At 46.1% G+C, this 23,756-nt stretch carries 21 protein-coding genes; 17 read left to right on the forward strand and 4 right to left on the reverse strand.

All coding sequences use genetic code 11. From position 1 onward, the window contains the following. Window positions 1-160: 160 nt before the first annotated feature. Together NE665_RS11315 and NE665_RS11320 are read right to left on the reverse strand one after the other, a co-directional pair. Window positions 161-1,675, reverse strand: coding sequence for a 4Fe-4S dicluster domain-containing protein (locus NE665_RS11315; protein WP_117442697.1), 1,515 nt, complete (start codon window positions 1,673-1,675; stop codon window positions 161-163). Window positions 1,676-2,110: 435 nt separating this feature from the next. Beyond that, window positions 2,111-3,043, reverse strand: coding sequence for an Rpn family recombination-promoting nuclease/putative transposase (locus tag NE665_RS11320; RefSeq protein WP_256302543.1), 933 nt, complete (start codon window positions 3,041-3,043; stop codon window positions 2,111-2,113). A 422-nt stretch (window positions 3,044-3,465) separates the two neighbouring features. On the opposite strand from NE665_RS11320, the gene NE665_RS11325 reads away from it, so the two are divergent. The 4 genes from NE665_RS11325 to NE665_RS11340 all read left to right on the forward strand — a co-directional run bounded on the left by NE665_RS11325 (window position 3,466) and on the right by NE665_RS11340 (window position 7,200). After that, window positions 3,466-4,836 (forward strand): aldehyde dehydrogenase, encoded by a 1,371-nt coding sequence (locus NE665_RS11325; protein ID WP_117443819.1) that lies wholly within the window; start codon window positions 3,466-3,468, stop codon window positions 4,834-4,836. An 8-nt stretch (window positions 4,837-4,844) separates the two neighbouring features. Continuing rightward, window positions 4,845-5,639 (forward strand): polysaccharide deacetylase family protein, encoded by a 795-nt coding sequence (locus NE665_RS11330; protein WP_117443820.1) that lies wholly within the window; start codon window positions 4,845-4,847, stop codon window positions 5,637-5,639. Window positions 5,640-5,752: 113 nt separating this feature from the next. Further along, window positions 5,753-6,274, forward strand: a complete 522-nt coding sequence (locus NE665_RS11335) for a hypothetical protein (protein ID WP_117443821.1) — start codon at window positions 5,753-5,755, stop codon at window positions 6,272-6,274. A gap of 281 nt (window positions 6,275-6,555) precedes the next feature. Continuing rightward, window positions 6,556-7,200, forward strand: coding sequence for an HAD family hydrolase (locus tag NE665_RS11340; protein ID WP_117443822.1), 645 nt, complete (start codon window positions 6,556-6,558; stop codon window positions 7,198-7,200). Here NE665_RS11340 and NE665_RS11345 read toward each other — a convergent pair whose 3' ends face one another. Beyond that, window positions 7,201-7,902 carry a helix-turn-helix domain-containing protein gene (locus tag NE665_RS11345; RefSeq protein ID WP_117443823.1) on the reverse strand — a complete coding sequence of 234 codons (702 nt, stop codon included), beginning with the start codon at window positions 7,900-7,902 and terminating at the stop codon, window positions 7,201-7,203. 143 nt (window positions 7,903-8,045) lie between these two features. On the opposite strand from NE665_RS11345, the gene deoD reads away from it, so the two are divergent. The 4 genes from deoD (at window position 8,046) to NE665_RS11365 (ending at window position 11,138) form a co-directional block, all read left to right on the forward strand. Further along, on the forward strand, window positions 8,046-8,762 hold the full coding sequence (gene deoD, locus NE665_RS11350) for a purine-nucleoside phosphorylase (RefSeq protein WP_117443824.1): 717 nt from the start codon (window positions 8,046-8,048) through the stop codon (window positions 8,760-8,762). A gap of 49 nt (window positions 8,763-8,811) precedes the next feature. Then, on the forward strand, window positions 8,812-10,002 hold the full coding sequence (locus NE665_RS11355; RefSeq protein WP_117443825.1) for a phosphopentomutase: 1,191 nt from the start codon (window positions 8,812-8,814) through the stop codon (window positions 10,000-10,002). A gap of 263 nt (window positions 10,003-10,265) precedes the next feature. Then, a complete protein-coding gene (locus NE665_RS11360; protein ID WP_117443826.1) occupies window positions 10,266-10,721 on the forward strand; it encodes a hypothetical protein in 456 nt (151 codons plus the stop codon). Between the two features lie 204 nt (window positions 10,722-10,925). Continuing rightward, complete coding sequence (locus NE665_RS11365) at window positions 10,926-11,138, forward strand: hypothetical protein (RefSeq protein ID WP_117443827.1); 213 nt, start codon at window positions 10,926-10,928, stop codon at window positions 11,136-11,138. Between the two features lie 276 nt (window positions 11,139-11,414). On the opposite strand, the gene NE665_RS11370 is transcribed toward NE665_RS11365, so the two are convergent. Then, window positions 11,415-13,754 carry an ATP-dependent DNA helicase gene (locus tag NE665_RS11370; protein ID WP_256302544.1) on the reverse strand — a complete coding sequence of 780 codons (2,340 nt, stop codon included), beginning with the start codon at window positions 13,752-13,754 and terminating at the stop codon, window positions 11,415-11,417. 216 nt (window positions 13,755-13,970) lie between these two features. Between NE665_RS11370 and NE665_RS11375 the strand changes: the two genes are divergently transcribed. From NE665_RS11375 to NE665_RS11415, 9 genes are all read left to right on the forward strand, one after another. Next, entirely contained in the window at window positions 13,971-14,939 is a 969-nt protein-coding gene (locus tag NE665_RS11375; protein WP_117443870.1) for an RluA family pseudouridine synthase, read from the forward strand. Between the two features lie 139 nt (window positions 14,940-15,078). Continuing rightward, window positions 15,079-16,335, forward strand: coding sequence for a cation:proton antiporter (locus NE665_RS11380; protein WP_117443829.1), 1,257 nt, complete (start codon window positions 15,079-15,081; stop codon window positions 16,333-16,335). 897 nt (window positions 16,336-17,232) lie between these two features. Continuing rightward, window positions 17,233-17,544 (forward strand): stress protein, encoded by a 312-nt coding sequence (locus NE665_RS11385; RefSeq protein WP_117443830.1) that lies wholly within the window; start codon window positions 17,233-17,235, stop codon window positions 17,542-17,544. A gap of 39 nt (window positions 17,545-17,583) precedes the next feature. Then, window positions 17,584-18,630 carry a V-type ATPase subunit gene (locus NE665_RS11390; protein WP_117443831.1) on the forward strand — a complete coding sequence of 349 codons (1,047 nt, stop codon included), beginning with the start codon at window positions 17,584-17,586 and terminating at the stop codon, window positions 18,628-18,630. 14 nt (window positions 18,631-18,644) lie between these two features. Then, complete coding sequence (locus NE665_RS11395) at window positions 18,645-20,567, forward strand: V-type ATPase 116kDa subunit family protein (RefSeq protein WP_117443832.1); 1,923 nt, start codon at window positions 18,645-18,647, stop codon at window positions 20,565-20,567. A gap of 14 nt (window positions 20,568-20,581) precedes the next feature. Further along, the gene (locus NE665_RS11400; RefSeq protein ID WP_002609959.1) at window positions 20,582-21,025 is read left to right on the forward strand and encodes an ATP synthase subunit C; all 444 of its coding nucleotides are present in this window, start codon (window positions 20,582-20,584) and stop codon (window positions 21,023-21,025) included. Window positions 21,026-21,043: 18 nt separating this feature from the next. After that, window positions 21,044-21,352 (forward strand): V-type ATP synthase subunit F, encoded by a 309-nt coding sequence (locus NE665_RS11405; RefSeq protein WP_008817718.1) that lies wholly within the window; start codon window positions 21,044-21,046, stop codon window positions 21,350-21,352. Between the two features lie 10 nt (window positions 21,353-21,362). Beyond that, a complete protein-coding gene (locus NE665_RS11410; protein ID WP_117443833.1) occupies window positions 21,363-21,959 on the forward strand; it encodes a V-type ATP synthase subunit E family protein in 597 nt (198 codons plus the stop codon). Between the two features lie 34 nt (window positions 21,960-21,993). Continuing rightward, entirely contained in the window at window positions 21,994-23,745 is a 1,752-nt protein-coding gene (locus NE665_RS11415; RefSeq protein ID WP_117443834.1) for a V-type ATP synthase subunit A, read from the forward strand. Window positions 23,746-23,756: the final 11 nt, after the last annotated feature.

Raw genomic sequence — 23,756 nt, forward strand, 5'->3', positions numbered from 1 at the left:
AAGCTTGCAGGTAGTTCCCCCTTTCCGACGTATCCTGAAATTATGGATATATAAAGGAAGTCCGTGTATATTGATCACACTTGGACTTCCTTTTTCTATAACCGACATCCTGTATTTGAAGCCTTGTATATCGAATGCCGCTTCCTTTTTTCTATTATGTTTATTCTTTTGTCAGTAAATCTAGATTATCCAGATATTCACTTTCAAATGCGAGCTTCTTTTCTGCATCGCTTGTATATTTCTTGACCAGAGCACTGGATTTGATTACCGGCTGCAATGTTCCGGCACCGGCTACACAGCCCCCCGGACATGCCATCCCCTCCAACAGATAGCCGTTTCGTTTTCCTGCCTTTGCCATCATCAGCATGGTACGGCAGTTTTTCAGGCCCTCTGCGGAATCAATCAGAACCTCCTGTTCCGGATGCTCTTTCTGTATACACTGTTTTACCGCATTGGCAACGCCGCCGCTGACAGCGAAACCACGACCATTGGCAGTGCCTTCCTCAAATGGAGCATCTGCTTCGACCTGCGGCAGGTTGATACCCTTTGCTTCAAACATTCCCATTACCTCTTCAAAGGTTAAGACAAAATCCACATCACTTCTTACGCTTTTCCGGCTGGCTTCCAGCTTCTTTGCGGCGCATGGCCCGATGAAGACAACCTTTGCGTCCGGCTTCTGTTTTTTGATCAGACGTCCGGTCAGTACCATAGGAGTCAATGCCATGGAGATATACGGCTTAAAATCTGGGAACAGCTTCTTTGCCATGACAGACCATGCTGGACAGCAGGAGGTTGCCATAAACGGCTGCTCTGCCGGTACCTTGCTCAGGAAATCCTCAGCTTCCTCCACTGTACAGAGGTCTGCGCCGATTGCAACTTCAACGACATCCGCAAAGCCAAGCTCTTTCAATGCACCCTTCACCTTTTCCGGTGTGACGGTAGGTCCGAACTGACCGACGAAGGCAGGGGCAATCGCGGCGATCACCTCTTTACCGGATTTCATCGCATGAATGGTTTGGAATATCTGTCCCTTATCGACAATGGCACCGAATGGACAATTTACCAGGCACATACCGCAGGAAACACACTTGTCATAATCGATTTCCGCACGCCCCAGCTCATCTGAGGTAATGGCATCCATCCCGCAGCTTCTTGCGCATGGACGCTCCAGCTTATTGATGGCGCCATAAGGACACACATCCATACAGCGTCCGCATTTGATGCATTTTTCCTGATCGATGTAGGATTTTCCGTTTACCATGGAGATAGCATCCTTAGGACATACCTCCTTGCACGGGTGTGCCAGACAGCCCTGACACGTATCCGTTACGACAACCGTCTTTTCCGGACATGCATTGCAGGCAAACTTGATGACATTTACCAGTGGATCATCGTAGTATTTCTCGGCAATGGCACTCTCTTCAATGCCATCACTTAAGGATGAATGCTCATCCATTTTTCTTACTGGTAGACCGATACCAAGACGCAGCCGCTCACCTACGATAGCACGCTCCAAAAAGATGGAATCACGGTAAGTAGCACGCTCTCCCGGAATGATTTTGAATGGCAGCTTTTCAATACTGCTTGCATAATCTCCACCTTCGTAGGCTAGGCGGGCGATTTCTGTAAAAACATTTCTTCTTATATCAGTTACTGAATTGTAAATTCCTCTCATAACGTTTCACCTCGACTCCATTATACTGTATTTATTTCTATTTGTAAGTAGGAAATGTAAATTTGTGAAATTTTTCGTTACCTTCATAATCTATAAGCGCAGCATAGCTTTTCGAGTGATTTACAGCGATCGGCAATGAGGGAAAGAAAAAGAGAAAAGGGCACGTGGCAGACAATCTTTTCAACAGCAGGATTGTAAGCATTGTACTCCTGCTAGGGACGTCTGCGGTAAGCATCGCTTATATTGTAAATACTCACAGAGAGAAAGAATTTTAATATGGTACCCGGATAGGATACTGCATGTGTATTCATCACTAATCATGAAAGACAAAGCATCCTTTCATGTCTGAGAGGCTGTTTTCTGTTTCTTCCATTTATAGAAAAATAATAGAACCGTTTTAACGGTATTCGAAAACGGTTCGATGAATCTTATGTATTATTCGGGGGTTACCAGCTGCGTTTTTACTTCCCCCAGCGTATCACAGGTTAAAATCAGATTGAAAATCTGTTCCATCTGTGCTGTTGACAAGGTACACAACCATGCTGAGCAGTCTTCATGATACTTGCTTTCCATCATGCGGTTTAAAAATAATCGTTCTCCCTCTGCTTTCCCTTTTATGATTCCCTCCTTCATCCCCTCTTCAAAGCTGTCCTCCAGACCATAGCGATAACGTGCTTCTCCCATCTGAATGGCCATTGCCGTTGACCACAGCTCCTCATCCTTCTGCATTTCCTCGTACTTGTCCATGAATACTTTCACCAGCCTTTCCTTTGATTTCAGTATATCATTTTTTGCGTTATTTTTAAATAAAAAGCAGAGCTGCTCGAAGTCATCCATTTGCTGGATTTCCTTTTTCTTTGCGATGTCATTGATGACCGGTAGATGAACGAAGGTTCTTCTGATCAGCGGATATTCACTCTCCGCTTCCCCCTGTTCATTGCGCATTTGATAGTGATTGATCAGATTTTTATTATTCCAAGCGTATTTTTCAATAAAAATTATCTGATATACCGGCTTCAAATCCCTGTATTTCTCACTGCTTTTCAGCTGATTGTTTAAAGCACGTGCTCCGTAAAATTCAAAACGCATCATTTCCGCAATTCCTGCGTACGTGGTCTGCATCTCGAGATTATAGAAACGACCTGCCTCATCCTTCACATGAACATCGAGAATAATTCTCTTCTTGCCGATAACGCCTGGATCGAGATTTGGATTCAACACCCTGCTTTCCTTGACCCTGATTCCGGTAACACGTTGTATGATGGTGTTACGTGCATACACGGATTCCGTATCCTCACGGGAAAGTGTGTACTTAAAAAATAAATCATTACAGTAATTCAATACATTATTTGCTTTCGTTTTTACCATGACGAAAACCTCCTTCTGTAAGTTCATCACTTACATACTTCTATACGTAAAAAATGTATGAAATTCCTAAAAAATCCACAATTTTTAAATATTTCTACTTTTTTTCAGATGCTCGTACAGCATTCATCCTTTCCTTCACAGTCTGTATACCGTTCCCTCATTTATATATGGCATTTGTGAAGCCTGAATTTGTCGGGGAAATGGTTCGTATTGTAATTTGCAGGTAAGCAGATAAAGCGATATCCATGCAGGGGACCGCTATAAAAGGCTGTAAAAGGAAACAGGAGGCGATATGCATCGCGATTATGTTTTGATTTGCATGGAAATCTGGTTATGAAAAGCAGTGGAGGTTTTTCAGCCCAAGGTACACAAGCAGGCGGAATTCTGCTATAATTTCAGAAACAAAGGAAACAGGTGATGGTATGGAAATCAAAGGATTGGTAACGAAACAGCGTGCATATTTTCGCACGCAGGCAACAAAGGATTTGGAAATACGCCGAAATGCATTAAAAAAGCTGCGTTCCGCAATTCGCGACATGGAAGAAGAAATTCATGCGGCTCTGCGCGCAGACCTCAATAAATCGGATATGGAAGCGTATATGAGCGAAACCGGACTGGTGCTGAGTGAGCTGACCAATCAGCTTCGCCACATGGAGCAGTGGGCAAAGCCAAAGCGTGTACACACACCACTTGCACAGTTTTCAGCAAAAAGCTGGACGCAGTGTGAGCCATATGGGGTGGTTCTTGTTATGGCACCATGGAATTATCCGTTTCAGCTTTCACTGGAGCCGGCGATTGGTGCGATAGCGGCAGGGAATACGGTCATCATCAAGCCGAGCGCCTATGCTAGCGCAACCTCGGCTATCATCGCAAAGCTGATCCGCCGCTGCTTTTCCAGCGAGTATGTGGCTGTGGTTGAAGGGGGGCGCCGTGAAAATACAGAGCTTCTGGAGCAGCGCTTTGATTATATCTTTTTTACCGGTGGAGTAGAGGTTGGACGTTTGGTCATGGCAAAGGCCAGCCGCTATCTGACTCCGGTCACGCTGGAGCTTGGCGGCAAAAGTCCCTGCATTGTAGATAAGAGTGCTAATTTGAAGCTGGCTGCCCGCCGTATTGCGTTTGGAAAGTTCCTGAATGCGGGACAGACCTGTGTTGCTCCGGATTATGTGTACGTGGAGGCATCGGTGAAACATGAATTCCTTGCCTATCTGCAGGATAGTCTGCACACTTTTTTTCAGGGAAGTGCTCTGGATTGTGCAGCCTATCCGAAAATCATAAATCAAAAGCATTTTGACCGCCTTTGTGCGCTGATGAAAGAGGGGACGATTTGTATGGGTGGTGCTGTACGAGCGGATACCTGCCAAATCGAACCTACGGTATTTGAGGATATCACATGGGATAATGCCATCATGCAGGAGGAAATCTTCGGCCCGCTGCTTCCGGTTCTGACCTTTACAGATCTGGATGCGGTGGTACAGACACTGCTGGATCAGGAAAAACCGCTGGCATTATATCTGTTCAGCGAGCAGAAGAGGAATCAGCACAAGGTATTGTCTACTCTGAGCTATGGGGGAGGCTGTGTCAACGATACCATCATTCATCTGGCAACGAGTGCGATGGGCTTTGGCGGTGTCGGTCAAAGCGGGATGGGAAGCTATCACGGCTATGACAGCTTTCAAACCTTTTCCCATCGCAAGAGCATCGTAAAAAAAGCGAACTGGATCGATCTGCCCTTCCGCTACCATCCTTATACCAACTGCAAGCAGCGCCTGGTGCGCCTATTTCTGAGGTAGGTGCCGGAATGCGTCAGAAGAAACTAACGATCATCCTGCTGTGCATTCTGCTTCTGCTGTATGCGGGAAATGCGCTTGTGCAGGCCTTTGACCGCGAGGACAGCATACCGATCATCGGCTATCATCATATCGTACCGGATAGGGATAAGCAGGCCTTCTTTCCGAACAATATGTGGGTCGTCTCCCTTTCTGAATTTGAACAGCAGATGAAGCTGTTAAAGGAGGAGGGCTACCACAGTGTGACACTGGAGGATGTGTATGCATGGAAGATGGGGAAGAAAGAGCTGGATGAGAAAAGCATTGCCATCACCTTTGATGACGGATTTTATTCCACGACGAAATTTGCACTGCCGGTATTGAAGCGCTACGGCTTTACCGGTTCGGTATTTGTGATAGGATCGGCAATCGATGAACATCACGGGCCCTATAATCCGGAAATACGCCAGCATGCTTCCCATGCGGATATGCAGGATGAACGTGTATTGCAGTATTATTCACATTCCTACAATCTCCATCATAAGAATGCGGATGGCTTTCGCATCGATCAGCTGAATGATGAGCAGCTGATCAGGGACACAGAGCAGGCCGCAAAGCAGGGCTCTATCACCTTTTACGCATATCCGTATGGGAAATATAATAAAAGGATACAGAATATTCTGAAGGATAAGGGGACGCTTCTTGCCTTTGGATACAATGAGAATCGCAAGGCTAAACGCAGTGATGATTCCTATGCATTGCCGCGTTTTAATGTAAACGCCTATACCAGACTTGATGTATTTCGTGCCATGCTGGAAAGCAGGTAAGAAAAAAACACAGATTTTTCCTCCACCATTGTGATACGCCTATGTTGGGCATCGGACATTTGCATATAGTGGATTGAGATGGATGAAATCTCATATAAAGGAGGAAATCTTACATGTATAACTCAAGATGCAATTGTTCTTCCAACAGCGGTCGCGGGTCTTCCTGTGCACGCAATGGAGAAAGAATTCTGGTAAACCAGTCAGGCTGCAATACGGAAAGCCGTTCCCGCTGCTCCTGTGTCAACACCTACCGTCCGGGATGCGGTGGTAATCATGGCAGCTGCGGCTGCAATCACCATGACAGCGACTGTGGCTGTGGCAACAACGGTAATTCTCATGGCTGTGGCTGTGGTAATCACCGCCCATGTCCGCCAAGACCGTGTCCACCTAGACCATGTCCGCCGAAACCGTGTCCGCCAAGACCGTGTCCACCTAGACCGTGTCCGCCGAAACCATGTCCGCCAAGACCATGTCCGCCGCGTCCAAGCTGTGAGGATCGCTGCCGTGAGCAGTATCGCCGCTGCATGAGAAACTGCCGACTGCGTGATGATGATCTGCGTGAGGATTATGCGGAAGCATTCGACTATGATGAAACAGATAGAAAATACGAAGAATTTGAAGAATACGACGATTAACAGCTGATTCCTTTTTCAGGCGATTCATATAACAAACAGACTCCTGCATGTGCTGCAGGGGTCCTTCTTTTTCTTTGTAAACAAAAAAGCATCTGGCAGGATGATCACAGAAAGGCTGACTGCTTATGCAATAAATATCGCAAATTCTTCTCATGCGGGCAACATTTATGTTCCTGACAGCAGTAAACAGCAAAAATAATCACAGCACAATGGTTGCACTGCGATATTCTTTTGTATATAATAAGGGGCAATATAATAGAATAATACGAAGGAGGTTTCCTATGAACAATGTAAAGCATGTCGTCTGGGATTGGAATGGTACACTGCTGGATGATATTGATGTCAGTATGGATGCTTTAAACACTATTCTGAAAAAGGCACAGCTGCCTCTGGTTCTGGATAAAGGCGAGTATCGGAAATATTTTCGGTTTCCGGTTATTGAATATTACAAAAAGGTCGGTTTTGATTTTGAAAAAACACCGTTTCCCATGCTTGCGAAGGAGTATATGCGATATTATCAGCCGCATAGTATGGATTGCTCCCTGCATGATGGTGTAACAGAGATGCTGGCGCAGCTGAAGCAGAAGGGCATGCATCAGTATCTGCTGAGTGCCAGTGATTTGCATTTCCTGCATGAACAGCTGGATAACTATGATATCGAGCAGTATTTTGAACAGGTACGTGGTCTGGATAATATCCACGCGGCATCCAAGGCAGAGCTGGCGAAGCGCTTTGTACAGGAAAGCGGTCTGAATCCGCAGGAAGTGGTCTTTATCGGAGACAGTGTACATGACAGTGAGGTTGCTCATGGTGCTGGCTGTCATTGTATTTTGATTGCCAACGGACATGAGGATAAGAGCAAGCTGGAGAAAACAGGCTGTGTCGTTGTCGACAACATTCGCCAATGTGAATCTCTCATGGCTTAATCAGGAAGAGAAACTGGAGGTCTCCAGTTCTTTTTTTATTGCAATGCGCTGCAGCTCACTGATTTGTAGCTTGCCGTGAATACAATCCACAAGACCTTCCTGTGACAAGGCGAGAATAATGCGGTTACAGGTACGAACACTACAGCCGATGGAGGCCGCAATCCGTTCTCTGGTCGCATGAAGTCTTCCTCCCTGTTCTTTAAGAGAGCGCAGCAAAAACAGAAGTAGGCGGGTACGATTATCCATAAACAGATACTGCCGCTGCAGCTGTGTCTGTACAGACAGTTCTTTCATCAGCATCTGTGTGCGCAGAAACAGGGCATTTGCATCTGTTTTCATCCATTGCAGATAGGAGGCGGCACTCAGCCTTGCACAGAGCGAGGCTTCCATCGTTTTCAGTGTCACATAGTGTCCCTCCATACCGGTAAACAGCTCATAATCACCAACGATATCCACCGGCTGCAGCTCGGTAAAGCTGTAAGGGATATCCACAACACGCTCTTCGATTGCCTGCAGACGACCATCCAGCAGCACAAATACCGGGCTGCTGGTCTGGTAAGTGGAAATCAGATTCTGATTTTTGCGCAGACGGATCAGCTGCAGCTGCTGCATCACCTCATCGGGACAGCTTGCGAACAGCTGCTTCAGCAGACTATGGTGGGTTTCCTTTGTTTCCTTTAACAGATCGTTAAGCGTTGTCATTAAATTCACCTTCTTTTCAAAAAAGAGGACAGATGTCCTTTTTTTATCCTCTGTTCCTATAGTATGATAATACTGTAAAAAAAGCAAGCACGATGTATGAAACGTCTGCTTTGCGTAAAACCTAACTAAAGGAGGAATCATTTATGTCAACACCACATAACGCTGCCGCTAACGGCGACATCGCCAAGACTGTTTTAATGCCGGGAGATCCCCTGCGTGCCAAATTCATTGCAGAGACCTATCTGGAACATCCGGTGCAGTTCAATACCGTCCGCAATATGTTCGGCTATACCGGAACCTACAAGGGAAAGAAAATATCGGTTATGGGCAGCGGGATGGGAATGCCGAGCATCGGTATTTATTCCTATGAGCTGTATAAATTTTATGAGGTAGAAAATATTATCCGTATCGGAAGTGCAGGTGCCTATACCGATACACTCAAGCTGTTTGATCTCGTACTGGCAGACAGTGCATGGAGTGAGTCCACCTTTGCAAAGGCACAGGCGGATGTCGATGGTGATATACAGAAGCCAAGTGCTGAGCTGAATGCTACCATCGAGGCAGCGGCTGCAAGCGTGAACAAGTCGCTGACTAAGGCAAGAATCCATTCCAGTGATGTATTCTATCATGAAGACAATGTGGACGGGCACAATGAATTTTTTGAAAAGCACGGCTGTGTTTGTGTCGAAATGGAAAGCTTTGCTTTGTTTCACAATGCCAGAATCCTGAATAAACGTGCTGCCTGCATTCTGACCATCAGCGATTCTCTGGTAACACATGCAGAGACAACCGCAGAACAGCGTCAGACATCCTTTCATGATATGATGCTGGTTGCACTGGAAACCGCTGCAGCACTATAACATATCTTGAGATAGCATCCCGCAGGGATCTGAAAACAAGGAGGTTTACATGAAACCATATAAGAGAATTTTTACAATCGTCATTGATTCACTCGGTGTCGGTGCAATGCCGAATGCGGCTGAATATGATGATGAGGGCTGTGATACACTGGGACATATCGATGCGCATATGCCGACATTTCACATTCCGAATCTGGCACGGCTGGGTCTGGCGAACCTTCATCCGCTCCAGCATGTTGCGCCGGTATCCGAGCCGATGGGCTACTACACGAAGCTGCTGGAAGCCAGTGTTGGCAAGGATACGATGACCGGTCATTGGGAAATGATGGGACTGCACATCACGACGCCGTTTAAAACCTTCACGGAAACCGGCTTTCCACAAAATTTGATTGAAGAGCTGGAAAAACGCACAGGGCGTCATATCATCGGAAACAAATCAGCCAGCGGAACCGAGATTTTGGATGAGCTGGCAGAGCAGGAAATTAAAAACGGGGATTTGATTGTTTACACCTCTGCGGATTCCGTTCTGCAGATTTGCGGAAATGAGGAAACAATGGGTGTGGAAACGCTGTATCATTACTGTGAAATCGCAAGAGAGCTGACCATGCGTCCGGAATGGATGGTGGGAAGAGTCATCGCCCGTCCATACACCGGAAGTAAAAAGGGCGAATTCAAGCGTACCAGCAATCGTCATGACTATGCATTGAAGCCGTATGGAAAAACAGCTCTGGACGCATTGAAGGATGCTGGAATGGATGTCATCAGCATTGGAAAAATCAAGGATATTTTCGATGGAGAGGGCATTACACAGGCGCATAAATCCAAGAGCAGTGTGCATGGTATGGAACAGACAATCGAGGTCATGGAGCAGGATTTCCACGGGTTATGCTTTGTGAATCTTGTTGACTTTGATGCACTTTGGGGTCATCGCAGAAATCCGGTTGGGTATGGAGAAGAACTGGAGCGCTTCGATGAGCTGCTGGGTGTCGTTCTCGATCAGCTGCAAAAGGATGATCTGCTGATCATCACTGCGGATCACGGAAATGATCCAACCTATAAGGGAACGGATCATACAAAGGAAATGGTTCCGTTTCTGGCTTACAGCCCGCGTATGGAAGGACACGGACTGCTGCCGGTGAGTGATACGTTTGCGATGATCGGGGCTACAATTGCGGATAATTTTAAGGTAGCCATGCCGGAGAACACGATAGGAGCAAGCTGTCTGAAACAATTGAAATAAGGTACTGATGAAACTGCTGAAAGGTATCTGCAGAGAAGGATCGAAGGAATGAAGCCAAGGATTCTGCTGCTGATACCTTTTTTATGTATGGTAGGAAATAAGCAGACAATCAAATGGCAGGGATTTAGCTGCTGCAAACACGGATACCATGATTTTCTTAGGACTGCTGCTGGTTTCTAAAAGGGTAAAGATTTTCATATCCCGTTGTGATATAATGCTTTTTAGAAACATAAGAATCTGAGATGGAGAAGGAGGGAAGCAGGATGGATGAAATTACCATCAAACCGCATCATTTTATAGACATCCTAAAGCTGTATGGCGCCGGTATTGAAAGATTCATACCGGATGTAGCCATGGGGCATGATTTTTATAAAGTCGCAAATGAGCTTATCGATCATCCGACAATCAATGTAAAATTAACCGTCTATGGTGATGATATCTGTAGGCCGTGTAAAAAATATAACGGCAGGTGTGTTGATGAGCTGACATCAATTTGCGGATATACAGGTAAGGACGCTTATAATAGAACCTTGGATGAAAAAATTATCAGACTGTATAATTTAACACGTGAAAAATATACAGCAGTGCAGCTTTGTTCGATAATTCTTGAAAAGAAAGAGTACATATATACTGTCTGGGATAAGGAAGAACCTGCATTAACACAAAAACGATATGCGTTATTTGTTAAGGGGGCAAATAAATTTTTAAAAGAAAAATAGAAATTGCAATCGTAGTGCACGATAAAAAAACAATGCCTGTCGCAATACCATAAATGAGGATAAGGAGAGCATTGTCTGAAGAAATATATAGGAATGATAAATACAGGGGAACCTGCAGGAATCGAATGGATGTCAGTACATGAGAATGTATAAGGGAAAAGCTACCGCATGAGGATTGCAAAGATACGATAAAAGCAGGACTTCATGCTGGCTTTTATCTTGATTATCGTCCAACATCAAGCGAAAAAAGGGATAAAGCGATATCTGAAGTATATGCGACTACCGTTTGTGTTGCATGGTATCATCATGATGATGCTATATGCTGTTGGAACAGGCGCCATGTTAGCTTTTTTCTTTTTTATAGCAACGATATTGTGTGTATTTAGCCTGCTTACGGTTTCAACAGGGAATTTTTGAGAGGTAACAGGCTTAGTGCAGCTGCGAATCAGGATGGCATCTATACCTACAGGACTGTTTTTAAACCAGGAAAAGATAATAAAGGAAGAAGCTCATTGAGCATTGGCGCAGGGGTACCGGTTATTTTCTGAAATGGGAATTTGTATATCAGGCTGATCATGCACTCCAAACTGCAGAAGATGCTTATAGTTATGATACAGCTTGAAAATAAGAAGGCATGTACGTAGATATTTGAAGCAATGGGATTCTGAAAGGGTTGATGCAGGCTGAGATACATCAGCAGTTTTGCTGCCAGAATTGTTTTACAGCCTCATGCAGACGGTTAGGATCGTTAATGACTTCAAACGGGCGCATGTGCGGAGGTAACAGCCGCTGGTAAAACGGGGTGGTAAAACGCTCATCGATCAGCAATACAATACCGACGTCACTGTGTGAGCGAATGACGCGTCCTGCCGCCTGCAGTACCTTGTTCATGCCGGGAACCTGATAGGCATAGGCATATCCCATTTCGTTCACCTCTTCAAAATGGTCACGCAGTAAATCCTGCTGGGGATTGACCTGTGGCAGTCCAACACCGATGATGATGGTGCCAATCAGCTTTTCGCCCTTCAAATCAATGCCCTCCGAAAACATACCGCCCAGTACACAGAAAAGCACATGAAGCTCGTCTGTTGTATCAAAATGTGAGAGGAATTCCTGCTTTTCCTCTTCTCCCATGCCGCTTTCCTGAACCGTCACATGAATATCGGGAAACTGTTCGCAGAAGGTCTCTGCCACCTGCTTCATATAGGCGTAGCTGGGAAGAAAGACGATGTAATTTCCTGCTCTGGCACAAACTGTCGCATGAATCATCGCGGCAATCGGCACCAAACTAGCACTGCGGTTTCGATATCTGGTGGAGATGGCGTCACATAATATGATCCTGCGTTTCTCTGCGGAAAACGGAGAGGGAAGAAACAGCTTTCTGTTTTCCCTGGTTCCACCCAGCAAATCAAGATAGTAATCGATGGGAGAAAGCGTAGCTGAAAAGAAGACGGTGCTGCGCCCCAGCGCACAGCTTTCCTTCAATGGATGTGCCGGGTTCAGGCAAAGCTGCTTTACGATGACATCCGTGCCCTGCCGTTCAACGCAGGTGATAAAATCCTCATCATAAAACTCAGAGATCCGATTGTAGTTGATACAGGAGAAATACAGGTCACGCAGCTCCTCATCATGGGTATCCTCATGCTCACTCTGCAGATAGATGTCCATCTGTTCAATGACCTCTGCCAGCCGCTGTCTGATGGAGAGAATCGGCTCCTTCTGATGCATGAAATCCCTGCCTTCCTCCTCACATTCCTTTTTCAATCGCAGAAACTCACGATTGACAGCGCGCAATGCAGCATGCAGTGGTTTTCGCTGCTTCGGAATATTGCGGGCAGCCATGAGAAATGCCGCCTTGTTCAGCTCTGTGCTGTACATGCTTCTGGCGCGGTCCACCAGATTGTGGGCTTCATCTACCAAAAAGACATACTCTCCCTTTTCCATAAAAAACCGTTTCAGATATACCCGTGGATCAAATACATAATTATAATCACAGACGATCACATCACTGTACAGGCTTGCATCAAGGCTCAGCTCAAAGGGGCAGATGCAATGCTCCTGTGCTTTTTTCTCAATGGCAGCACGCTCCATGAACTGTGTTTCTTGCAGCAGCTCATACAGGGCATCCTGACAGCGGTCATAATAGCCCTTTGCATAGGGGCATACCTCAGGATCACAGTTACGCACATCCTGAAAGCAGATTTTGTCCTTCGCGGTAATTGCTACACTTTTGAAGGCGACCTCCTGCTGGTAAAGCAACCGCAGGGTATCGTAAGCAACCGAGGCGGTTACATTCTTCGCACACAGATAAAATACCTTTTCCGCTTTTCCCTCACCGATTGCTTTCAAAGACGGAAACAGTGTGGAAATCGTCTTTCCGATTCCGGTAGGCGCCGAGGCGAACAGCTTTTCCCGGTCCAGAATGGTTTTGTATACGGCGATTGCAAAATCACGCTGTCCACTGCGGTATTCCGCAAATGGAAACTGCAGCTTCTTCAGGGTTGTGGAAGCACTGATTTTTAAATCTATGCTGAGAGCCGCCCATTTCACATAGCGCCGCAGGGTATCCATATAGAATTCCTCCAGCTCCTCCCGGGTCTTCTCCTCCTCGAATTTTTTTATCTCCTCGGTATCGATCTGATAATAGGTCATCTGAATACGGATAAAGGGGGCATCGTGCTCCTGCAGATACATATGCCCATAGCAGTAGGCCTGTGCCTGATGTACCTGAATGGGATTCGTCAGCTCAGACAAGGGGATGGCAGTGGTTTTGATCTCCTCAATGATCACAGCGTCCGCTTCCTTTCGCACACCATCTGCACGTCCTTCAATTTCAAACAGGATATCCTCCAGCTGCGTAGTCAGCTTCAGGAATACTTCACTTTCATAATCTCCCTGTGCCCTGCCCTGCAGCATGCGATGAATCCGGCTGCCCAGATTCGCACGCTCGATGGATGGTGCTGTGCTCACCAGATCGCCGCCGATCCATACCGATTCTACCAGAGCGCGTACGGACATTTTGCATCGATACACACGCATCCCTCCTCCTGTTTCACTTCTGTACTGTAATTTTAGTCGTTTTTCTATGATTATGCAATGCAAGTACGGTATAATATACAGGGAAAAGATAACAATTCACCGTAAAATGCCGTCACTGTATGCAGTGCTGCATCGCATCTGCTTTCAGCTACCTGCAGTATCTGCCGATATGTAGGCGTGAATGGTTACAGGAAAAAGTGAGGAATGTGTATGAAAGAATTCATAATCAATGAAAATGATGCGGATCAGCGCGTGGATAAATTCATTCAGAAAACGATGAAAACCATGCCGAAGAGCCTGATGTATAAATATATAAGGAATAAGAAAATCAAGGTGAACAGGAAGCGCTGTGAAATTTCCCAGCGTCTGCAGGCAGGAGACAGCATGCAGTGCTACATTCCTGAAGAATTTTATGAAACAGCTACCGCCCGCAGCTTTCTACAGGTGCCGTATGCACTGGATGTGGTTTATGAGGATGCATCCATTTTGCTGCTCAATAAGCCGAAGGGCTTACGTGCGCACAGCGATACCAGTGAGGTGCAGGATAATCTGGCAGACCGTGTATTGCATTATCTGTATCGCAAGAATGAATATGATCCAGCCGTTGAACAGAGCTTTACGCCTGCCTTGTGTCATCGCATTGACCGCAATACACAGGGACTGGTGATTGCGGCGAAAACAGCGGCGGCGCTTCGCTGTATGAATGAGAAGATCGCCCTTCGTCAGGTGGAAAAGAAATATCTGTGCATCGTGCAGGGGGTACTGCAGAAAAAGCAGGATCGCATCGTGCTGTATCATCGCAAAAATGAACAGAATACAGCAGAGGTCATCGACCATGAGCAGGAAGGCTATACCCGTATGGAAACAAGCTATCGCACACTGCAGGAGGCCGCGGGCTGTTCGCTGGTCGAGGTGGAGCTGCACAGTGGAAAAAGTCATCAGATTCGCGCCCTTATGAGCTGGCTGGGACATCCGCTGTTGGGGGATGTGAAGTACGGGGCGAATAAGACAAAGGAGAAGACATATCAGGCGCTATGTGCATATCATGTGGCATTTCGGTTTCAGGGCGATGCCTGCTGTTTGCAGTATCTGAACAACCGGACATTTGAGCTTCATGACACGGATGTGGAACAGCAGTTTGCCAGAGTGGGGAAGGGATGTCTGAAAAAATGCAGATAATTACTACAATCCTCTGAATGCAGGTGGTGAAGGGATCACTGACAGGAAATAAATGCCAGCTAAAAATTACATGAAATCGTTTGCTTTTATAAAAAAGAGGTGTATAATCAGTTAAGTTGAAAATAAAAGGAGAGAGTTTATGGAATCTTATCGTTACCTGCTGGACGTGGCGCTGATTCTGCTCAGTACGAAGGTGTTCGGACTGCTGACAAGAAGAATTGAAATGCCGCAGGTCGTTGGGGCACTGGTTGCAGGACTGCTGCTGGGGCCGGCATGCTTTAATATTGTACAGGAATCGGAATTCCTGGATCATATCGCGGAAATCGGCGTTATCGTACTGATGTTTTCCGCAGGTCTGGAAACGGATATATCAGAGCTGAAGAAAAGCGGAAGAAACAGCTTTGTCATTGCTGTCATCGGTGTACTGGTTCCGCTGCTTGCCGGCTATGTGCTGGCATCCTTCTTCAATACGGAGCCGGAGGCATTCCTGCAGAATATGTTCATCGGTGTCATATTGACAGCGACCTCCGTCAGCATCTCGGTAGAAACGCTGAAGGAAATGGGAAAGCTGTCCACACCGAGTGGAAATGCCATCCTTGGTGCAGCATTGATTGATGATATTTTGGGAATTGTCGCCTTGACCATTATTACCGGTATGGCGGATACGAGTGTACAGCTTACAGAGGTTATGCTGAAAATCGTTGCCTTCTTCGTACTGGCTGTTATTGTTGGTATTTTTGCACGTAAGGGAATCGAAAAGCTATTTGACCGTTATCAGAAGGTACATCGCCGTTTTTCTATTCTAAGCTTTGCCTTCTGTCTGCTGTTTGCCTATGTTGCGGAAGCCTACTTCGGAGTTGCGGATATCACCGGTGCATTTATTGCCGGGCTGATTATCAGCGGTACGAGTCGCTGCAACTATGTGCAGATGCGTATTGAAACACTGTCCTATCTATTGATTTCACCGGTGTTCTTTGCCAGCATCGGATTGAAGGTTGTGCTGCCGGAAATGAGTACCAGCATTATGATATTCTCTGTACTGCTTCTGGTTCTGGCAATTCTGACAAAGATCGTCGGCTGCGGTCTGGGAGCGAAGCTTTGCCGGTATGAGAACATACAGAGTCTTCGCATCGGAATCGGCATGGTATCCCGTGGGGAGGTAGCTCTGATCGTTGCCAGCAAGGGCATGAAGGTTGGCTTGATGAATGAGGCATTTTTCGGCCCGATTATCATTATGGTCGTACTGACGACCGTGGTAACACCGATATTGCTGAAAATTGTCTTTAAGGATCGTGAAAATGACCCGGATGTTTATGCATCCTCAGAGCTGATTGAAGATTATGAGAAGATCGAGCAGAACGAAAAGCTGGCACAGAAGGTGCTGGAGCAGAGCTGATAGCTTTCGCAAGCTGTGCAAAGAGCAGGAAGCCGGACAATCATCGAATACCTTACATGCGATACTGCTTTCCTATATAAATATAGAAGAGGATACCCACGGTTATAAATATAGGAGAGAAGATCCACGCAAATTCAAATTAGCAGCCTTATCTATATAGATATAAAGTAATATCCACGAAAACTTCAACGTGGCAGGCTTTATCCATTCGGATGAGGCCTGCTTTTTTTTACAGCTGTATGAGTTTGATACAGCAGGGTGATTGCAGGAAGCCATATAGGAAATCTTATGTATCCTCTGTAAGATATCCCTGTACAGACAGCGTGCTTTCTTCATGGAAATAATCAGCCGTGAGGCAACGGAATGCTTTTTTGCAAGGGGATGCTTTCCTGCATTGCGAATGAAATGTCTGCTATGTGGGCAGGATAAAAGCAGGAATCTCTTGAGCCGTTCTGCCTGTGTGCGCCTCTTTCATGGTCCGCAAACAGCTTTGCCATATACGCTGTGGGGTATTCTTTTTACAATCGCTGAAAAATTAAGATAATTTATGTTTTGTTTATATTTTACATAATTGAAATTTTCAACTGTGGATTATGGAACAGCATGTATGACAGCAGCTTTTAAACAGCATTTTAAAACAGAAACAACATGCAACAGCTGTGTACAGAAAAAGGGGTTTCAGTATCGCTTTGTTTACAAATTTTTCATAAGGTAAAAAATACACGAAAAAAGGGTGGAAAACCGCAATTTTTACAGGGGTTTTGCGGAACCGATTTCATAATAAAAAGGAGTGAATTCTTTGCTTGCACACCAAAATAAAAAGGTGTATACTTCTAGAAGTTTGGTGAACGGCCAAACAAATCGGTGATATAATAAGGATAAAGGAGGTGTCGTTTTTTGGAAGAAATCATTCGTAAAATCGTAGATGCCGACAAGCAGGCAAGAGCGCGTGTTGAGCAGAAACAGCAGGAACGCCACAATATCCAGAATCTGATACAGGACCAGAGTATGGAAATCAGAGAAAAGTATCGAAAGGAAACAGAAGACTGTATAGCAAAGAAGCGCGAACAGATGGACGCGGATTTACAAAACGCTATGCAGCAGGAAGAAACCGTCTATGAGGAATCGCTCAATGCTCTCCAGCAAAAATATGAGGAGCATAAGGAGGAGTGGGTTTCACAGATTGTAAAACGAACGCTGGCGATGTAGCCGTGTGTTCGCCTGTACACGTTGGGAGGTGATGTGTATATGAGTATGGCAGAGGGTGTTATTGTGGCGAAGGCCAGAAGCATGCATGGGGAAGCGCTGAGTGAAGAAATGTATCAGGAACTGCTGCATAAGAAAAGCGTGGCGGAAATCGCCGGTTACCTGAAGCATGAGACCTCCTACGCTCCTGCCCTGAAGGATGTGCGTGAGAACAATATTCACCGAGGTCAGCTGGAAAGTATCCTGCGACAGGAGATTTTCAAGAAAACCATGAAATTGTACCGCTATGCGGATGCGGCCATGAAGCCGTATTACCGGCTGCATATGCAGCAGATTGAAATCGATTTGATTCTTTCTCGAATCCGGGTACTGATTTCCCAGGAGTACGAAGCGGCCATTGCGGAATTTCCTATCTTTTTAAAGCCGTACACCAGCTTTGATCTGCTGCGGCTGGGAAATGTTCATAGCTATGATGAGCTGCTGGATGTATTGAAACATACGATGTATTATGCAATTCTGCTTCCTTACCGTGTGAAAAAGGGTGAGGAAAATGATATTGACTATACAAAGATTGAAACACAGCTGCAGGTGCAGCATTACACCCATACCTTTCAGGTGATTGACAAAACGCTGAAGGGAAAAAGCAGAAAAGCAGTCAAGCAGTATTTTGCGACACAAATCGAGCTGAGCAACATTGAAAAGATTTACCGCTACAAAAAATACTTCAATGCCCGTGAGGATGTCATACGGGAATCCCTGGTACCGGTGCATGAGCATCTGTCCGCCGCATTTGTGGAAGAGCTGATTGCGCAGCCGAATGCGCGTGCATTTATCAAGCTGTTACAAAGCAGCACGTATCGTCTGGGAATTGAGGATATGGAGAAGGATTATGTATATATCGAACACTATACCGATTCCTTTCTGTATGCATTGGCAAAGAAGAATATCTATTATTCTCTTGATGCCCCCCTGGTATATTCCAGCTATCTGTATACCGCAGAGCGTGAGCTGGAAAATATCATCAATATTATTGAAGGTGTGCGTTATCATGTATCCATTGAGGATATGGAGCGCATGCTGATCTACTAGAAAGGAGAATGTTCATGGCAATTTCAAAAATGAAACTGGTCAACATCCTTGCGGATAATGAATATCTCAACGATGTACTTTTGAAATTCGTGGAACTGGATTACTTTCATCCGGAACCGGCCAGTAAGTTTGTGGACAGTGTACACGGACTTACCACGCTGAGTGATGAAAACCCGATTACCGATGTACTGACGCATTTCAATGAGGTGCTGCAGGACATGGATATGACGCTTCCGGTGAAGGACGTAAAAAATGGTGCGTATGATCTGGAAGGCATCCGCAAGTATATTGATTCTATCCACGAGCGCTTTGAAAACGGGGCTGCAATACGCCGCGAGCTGGAGACTGTTATCCAGGAAAACCGCGATGCGCTGACGCAGGTCCGCAATATAGAAAGCATTGATTTGAATCTGGATGATCTGTTTGAATGCAAGTATATCAAGATTCGTTTCGGAAGACTGCCGATCGACAGTGTCGAGAAGCTGCAGTATTACCGCAACCGCCCGTTTGTATTCAAGTCATTCAGTACGGATGATACGTATAGCTGGTGTGTATATTTCACGACCGCGAAATACGAGGGAGATGTGGACAATATTTTCTCCTCTCTGTACTTTGAACGTATTCGTATTCCGGAATTCGTCCATGGAAATCCGATTCAGGCCAAAGAGAATCTGCAGGAGGAAATCGACAACGATCTCAAGCAGCTGCAGCATGTCAATGAAGTTATTGAAGCTCTGAAGGCAGAATGCATTGACAATTTCGCTGACATCAAGGCGGAACTGGAGTTTATAAACCATACCTTTGAAGCCAGAAAATATGTACTGGGTCTAGGAGAAAGATTCTCCATTACAGGTTTTGTGGTTGAAGAAGATGTGCCAAAATTGAAGGAATCATTCTCAAATTTGAAGGAGGTGGAAATCGAAGTCAGGCCTGCCCATAGCGACAAGCGACTTTCGCCTCCGACCAAATTAAAGAATGGGTGGTTTGCCAGGCCCTTCTCGATGTTTGTAGAAATGTATGGCACCCCCGAGTATGAGGGAATCGATCCAACGCCCTTTGTAGCGTTCACGTATTCTCTTCTGTTCGGTATCATGTTTGGAGATCTGGGACAGGGTCTTGTACTGATCCTGGTTGGATATCTGTTTTATAAATGGAAAGGAATGCGGCTTGGGGAAATCGGTATGCGTATCGGTATCTTCTCCAGTATCTTCGGCGTTGTATACGGTTCTGTATTCGGCAACGAGGAGCTGCTGAATCCGTTGTATAAAACTGTGTTTGGTCTATCTGAGAAGCCGGTTGAGGTTATGACCAGCAACTTCATTCCCGTACTGCTTGTCATGGCAGTGGGTCTGGGAGCTGTTTTGATCGTCATCAGCATCGGCATCAATCTGTATCTGCAGATTAAAAACAAAAACTATGGCGAGCTGTTCTTTTCCCAGAACGGAATCGCCGGACTTGTCTTCTATATTTCTTTGGTTGGAGGAGGCGCTTATCAGCTGATGAGCCAAACCAGCGTCATCACCAATCCGCTCTTTGCCATTGTCTTTCTGCTTGTACCGCTGGTACTGATTTTCCTGAAAGAGGCACTGGAAAGAAAAATGGAGAAAAAGGAGATGTTTCCGGATGGCTTTGGAGGCTTCTTTGTGGAAAGCTTCTTCGAGCTGTTTGAAATCTGTCTGTCCTTTATTACCAATACCATCTCCTATCTGCGTGTCGGCGGCTTCGTCCTGTCACATGCCGGTATGATGATGGCAGTTATGCTGATTATGGACATGGCCGGAGGTGCCGGATGGATCGTGATGATTCTCGGTAATATCTTCGTCATGTGTCTGGAGGGTATGATTGTCGGAATCCAGGTGCTTCGTCTGGAATTCTATGAAATGTTCTCCCGTTATTTCACGGGGAACGGAATTATGTTTAAATCACTGAATGATTAAAAGGAGGAACTATCATGTTAAACATGTTTGAACTTTTATTGCCGCTTATTCTGATCGCGCTGATTTCTTTACCACTGGTGAATGTATTCCGTGGAAAGAAGAGTGTATCTGTAGCAAAACGCCGTATGATTACGCACGTCTGCTTCTTCTTTGCTATCGTATTGGGAACAGTATTCTTCAGTGCAACGAAGGCTTATGCTGCAGGTGCTGATGATGTCACAATGAAAATGGCCGGCTCCATCGGTCAGGGTCTTGGCTTTATCGCCGCTGCACTTGCGACCGGACTTTCCGCACTGGGTGCAGGTATTGCCGTTGCTGCCGCTGCACCTGCCGCAATCGGAGCATTCTCTGAAAATGAGAAGAACTTCGGTAAATCCATGATCTTTGTTGCCCTGGGTGAAGGTGTTGCTATCTACGGTCTTTTGATCTCTATCTTCATTATCTTCATGAAGCTGTAATACGGGTGGTGATCATTCGTGAAATTCTACCTGCTCAGTGATAACATCGATACCCAGATGGGGATGCGTCTGGCAGGGATCGAAGGGGTGGTCGTCCATGAGCGTCATGAGGTTCTGGAGGAGCTGGAGCGTGTGATGCATATGGAGGATATAGCAATCGTTTTGATGACGACAAAGCTGATTGAAACCTGCCCCGAGGTTATTTCTGAATTAAAACTGAAACAAAAGAAACCACTGATTGTTGAGATACCCGACCGTCATGGCTCCGCAAAGATCGGAGAGACCATTGACCGTTATGTATCCGAGGCAATCGGTGTGAAACTATGAGGTGTTTGCTATGCTAGATGACAAAATTAAATTGGAGCAGTACTTTGAGGAAGAGATAAAACGAGTTAGCGACATCGAGATTGCCGGTATTGAACAGGAAATAGATGAAATCCGAAAAAAATCCATGGAGGGCCTGGAGCTGGAAGCACAACGTGAGGCTGGACTTACCAGAGACCAGGAACTGAAGGAAATGGCCAGCGAGCATGCCATTCGTCTAAGCAAGGCACATGAGGAAACGAATCGCAGACTTATGAAAAAACGCCGTGAGCTTACCGATGCGGTATTCAAGGCCGCAAAACAGCAGCTGAAAGAATTTGCCATCTGTAAGGATTATGTAGAGCTTTTAAAGAAAAAAGCTACCGACCTCACACAGCTGGGCTATGCGCATGTTGTGTTTTATGTCGCAGACAGAGATCAGGCTGTTTTGAAGGATATTTGTGAGGCGTATGGTAAGCCCTGTGAGGGGAAATGCGATGCAGATATTCTGCTTGGAGGATTTCGCATGGAATGTGAGGAAAAAGGAATCGTTGTAGATGAAACCTTTGACACCGGCATCGATGAACAGAAAGACTGGTTCTATACGAACTCCGGATTGTTTATAAAATAAATTGCATACGAAACCGTATGATTGAGGTGATAATGTGAGTGAAAATGTTATATATTCCATCAACGGTCCAGTCGTAAAGGTCCAAAATGCAGTCGACTTCTCCATGCTGGAGAAAGTATATGTCGGTCATAAACGTCTGATGGGAGAGGTGATTTCCATCAGCAAAGAGGCAACGACGATTCAGGTGTATGAATCCACAACAGGATTAAAGCCGGGAGAACCAGTCGAGCCTACGGGCAGTCCGATTTCTGTAACACTGGGGCCCGGTATCCTGCGTAATATCTTTGACGGTATCGAACGTCCGTTAAAGGAAATTGCAAAGGAATCCGGTGCCTTCATTGCGACCGGAAGCGATGTGGCACCGCTGGATGAAGAGGTCTTATGGGATGTAACCGTAAAGGTTTCTGTAGGGGATGAGGTTGTTCCCGGACAGATTTTTGCGACGCTTCCGGAAACAGATCTGATCGAGCATCGCTGCATGATTCCGCCAACCCTGTATGGAACGGTTGTGGAAGCGGCAGAGAACGGGAAATACGGCATCAATCAATGCATCCTGAAGGTAAAGGATGAAAAGGATAAGCTTCACGAGCTGACACTGGTACAGAAATGGCCGATCAAAACGGCACGTCCTGTAGCGGAGCGTCTGCCGATCAGTGTGCCTTTGATTACCGGACAGCGTATTTTTGATACCCTGTTCCCGATTGCCAAGGGTGGTACGGCAGCAATTCCGGGCGGCTTTGGTACCGGAAAGACCATGACGCAGCATCAGCTGGCGAAGTGGTGTGATGCCGATATCATCGTCTATGTTGGCTGTGGTGAGCGTGGAAATGAGATGACGCAGGTTCTGGAGGAATTTTCCGAGCTGATTGACCCGAAATCCAATCGTCCGCTGACGGATCGTACTGTGCTGATTGCCAACACGTCCAACATGCCGGTTGCGGCACGTGAAGCGAGTATTTATACCGGTTTGACACTGGCAGAGTATTATCGTGACATGGGATATCATGTTGCCATCATGGCGGACTCCACATCACGCTGGGCGGAGGCGCTTCGTGAAATCAGTGGACGTCTGGAGGAAATGCCGGCCGAGGAAGGCTTCCCGGCATATCTGCCTAGCCGGATTTCACAGTTCTATGAGCGTGCCGGCTATATGAAGACACTGAATGATCAGGTGGGTTCGGTATCCATCATCGGTGCCGTATCCCCGCAAGGCTCTGATTTCTCCGAGCCTGTCACCCAGAACACCAAGCGATTTGTGCGCTGCTTCTGGGCGCTGGACAAGCAGCTTGCCTATGCGCGTCACTATTTTGCCATTAACTGGACGGAAAGCTATTCCGAATATGTGACGGACTTAACGAAATGGTACAATAAAAATGTGGATATGCGCTTTCTGCGCAGCCGTCAGGAAATCATGAGTCTGTTGGCAGAGGAAGCGAAGCTGATGGAAATCGTGAAGCTGATCGGCAGCGACGTACTGCCGGAGGATCAGAAGCTGGTTATTGAAATCTGCAAGGTCATCCGGGTAGGATATCTGCAGCAGAATGCGTTCCATAAGGATGATACGTATGTACCGCTGCAAAAGCAGCTGAAAATGATGGATGTAATTCTATATTTATATAAGAAATGCAAAGATCTGGTAGCACAGGGAAAACCGATGAGTCAGGCTGTGGCCTCCGGTATTTTCGACAAGGTTACCAAAATGAAATACGATGTGCCGAATGACCACATCGAGCTGCTGGATGATTACTTCCGACAGATTGATGCGGCTGTCTCACAGGTTGCGTAAGGAGGAAAGTA

This window comes from Clostridium sp. DFI.1.208 (assembly GCF_024463855.1).
GTDB lineage: Bacteria > Bacillota_I > Bacilli_A > Erysipelotrichales > Erysipelotrichaceae > Clostridium_AQ.

Coding starts and splice junctions, on each gene's coding strand:
- NE665_RS11345 (WP_117443823.1), bottom strand. CDS start 7,902: ATGACAACGCTTAACGATCTGTTAAAGGAAACAAAGGAAACCCACCAT.
- NE665_RS11410 (WP_117443833.1), top strand. CDS start 21,363: ATGCTAGATGACAAAATTAAATTGGAGCAGTACTTTGAGGAAGAGATA.
- NE665_RS11375 (WP_117443870.1), top strand. CDS start 13,971: ATGAAAGAATTCATAATCAATGAAAATGATGCGGATCAGCGCGTGGAT.
- NE665_RS11325 (WP_117443819.1), top strand. CDS start 3,466: ATGGAAATCAAAGGATTGGTAACGAAACAGCGTGCATATTTTCGCACG.
- deoD (WP_117443824.1), top strand. CDS start 8,046: ATGTCAACACCACATAACGCTGCCGCTAACGGCGACATCGCCAAGACT.
- NE665_RS11365 (WP_117443827.1), top strand. CDS start 10,926: ATGCTGGCTTTTATCTTGATTATCGTCCAACATCAAGCGAAAAAAGGG.
- NE665_RS11320 (WP_256302543.1), bottom strand. CDS start 3,043: ATGGTAAAAACGAAAGCAAATAATGTATTGAATTACTGTAATGATTTA.
- NE665_RS11315 (WP_117442697.1), bottom strand. CDS start 1,675: ATGAGAGGAATTTACAATTCAGTAACTGATATAAGAAGAAATGTTTTT.
- NE665_RS11380 (WP_117443829.1), top strand. CDS start 15,079: ATGGAATCTTATCGTTACCTGCTGGACGTGGCGCTGATTCTGCTCAGT.
- NE665_RS11395 (WP_117443832.1), top strand. CDS start 18,645: ATGGCAATTTCAAAAATGAAACTGGTCAACATCCTTGCGGATAATGAA.
- NE665_RS11355 (WP_117443825.1), top strand. CDS start 8,812: ATGAAACCATATAAGAGAATTTTTACAATCGTCATTGATTCACTCGGT.
- NE665_RS11360 (WP_117443826.1), top strand. CDS start 10,266: ATGGATGAAATTACCATCAAACCGCATCATTTTATAGACATCCTAAAG.
- NE665_RS11390 (WP_117443831.1), top strand. CDS start 17,584: ATGAGTATGGCAGAGGGTGTTATTGTGGCGAAGGCCAGAAGCATGCAT.
- NE665_RS11335 (WP_117443821.1), top strand. CDS start 5,753: ATGTATAACTCAAGATGCAATTGTTCTTCCAACAGCGGTCGCGGGTCT.
- NE665_RS11330 (WP_117443820.1), top strand. CDS start 4,845: ATGCGTCAGAAGAAACTAACGATCATCCTGCTGTGCATTCTGCTTCTG.
- NE665_RS11400 (WP_002609959.1), top strand. CDS start 20,582: ATGTTAAACATGTTTGAACTTTTATTGCCGCTTATTCTGATCGCGCTG.
- NE665_RS11340 (WP_117443822.1), top strand. CDS start 6,556: ATGAACAATGTAAAGCATGTCGTCTGGGATTGGAATGGTACACTGCTG.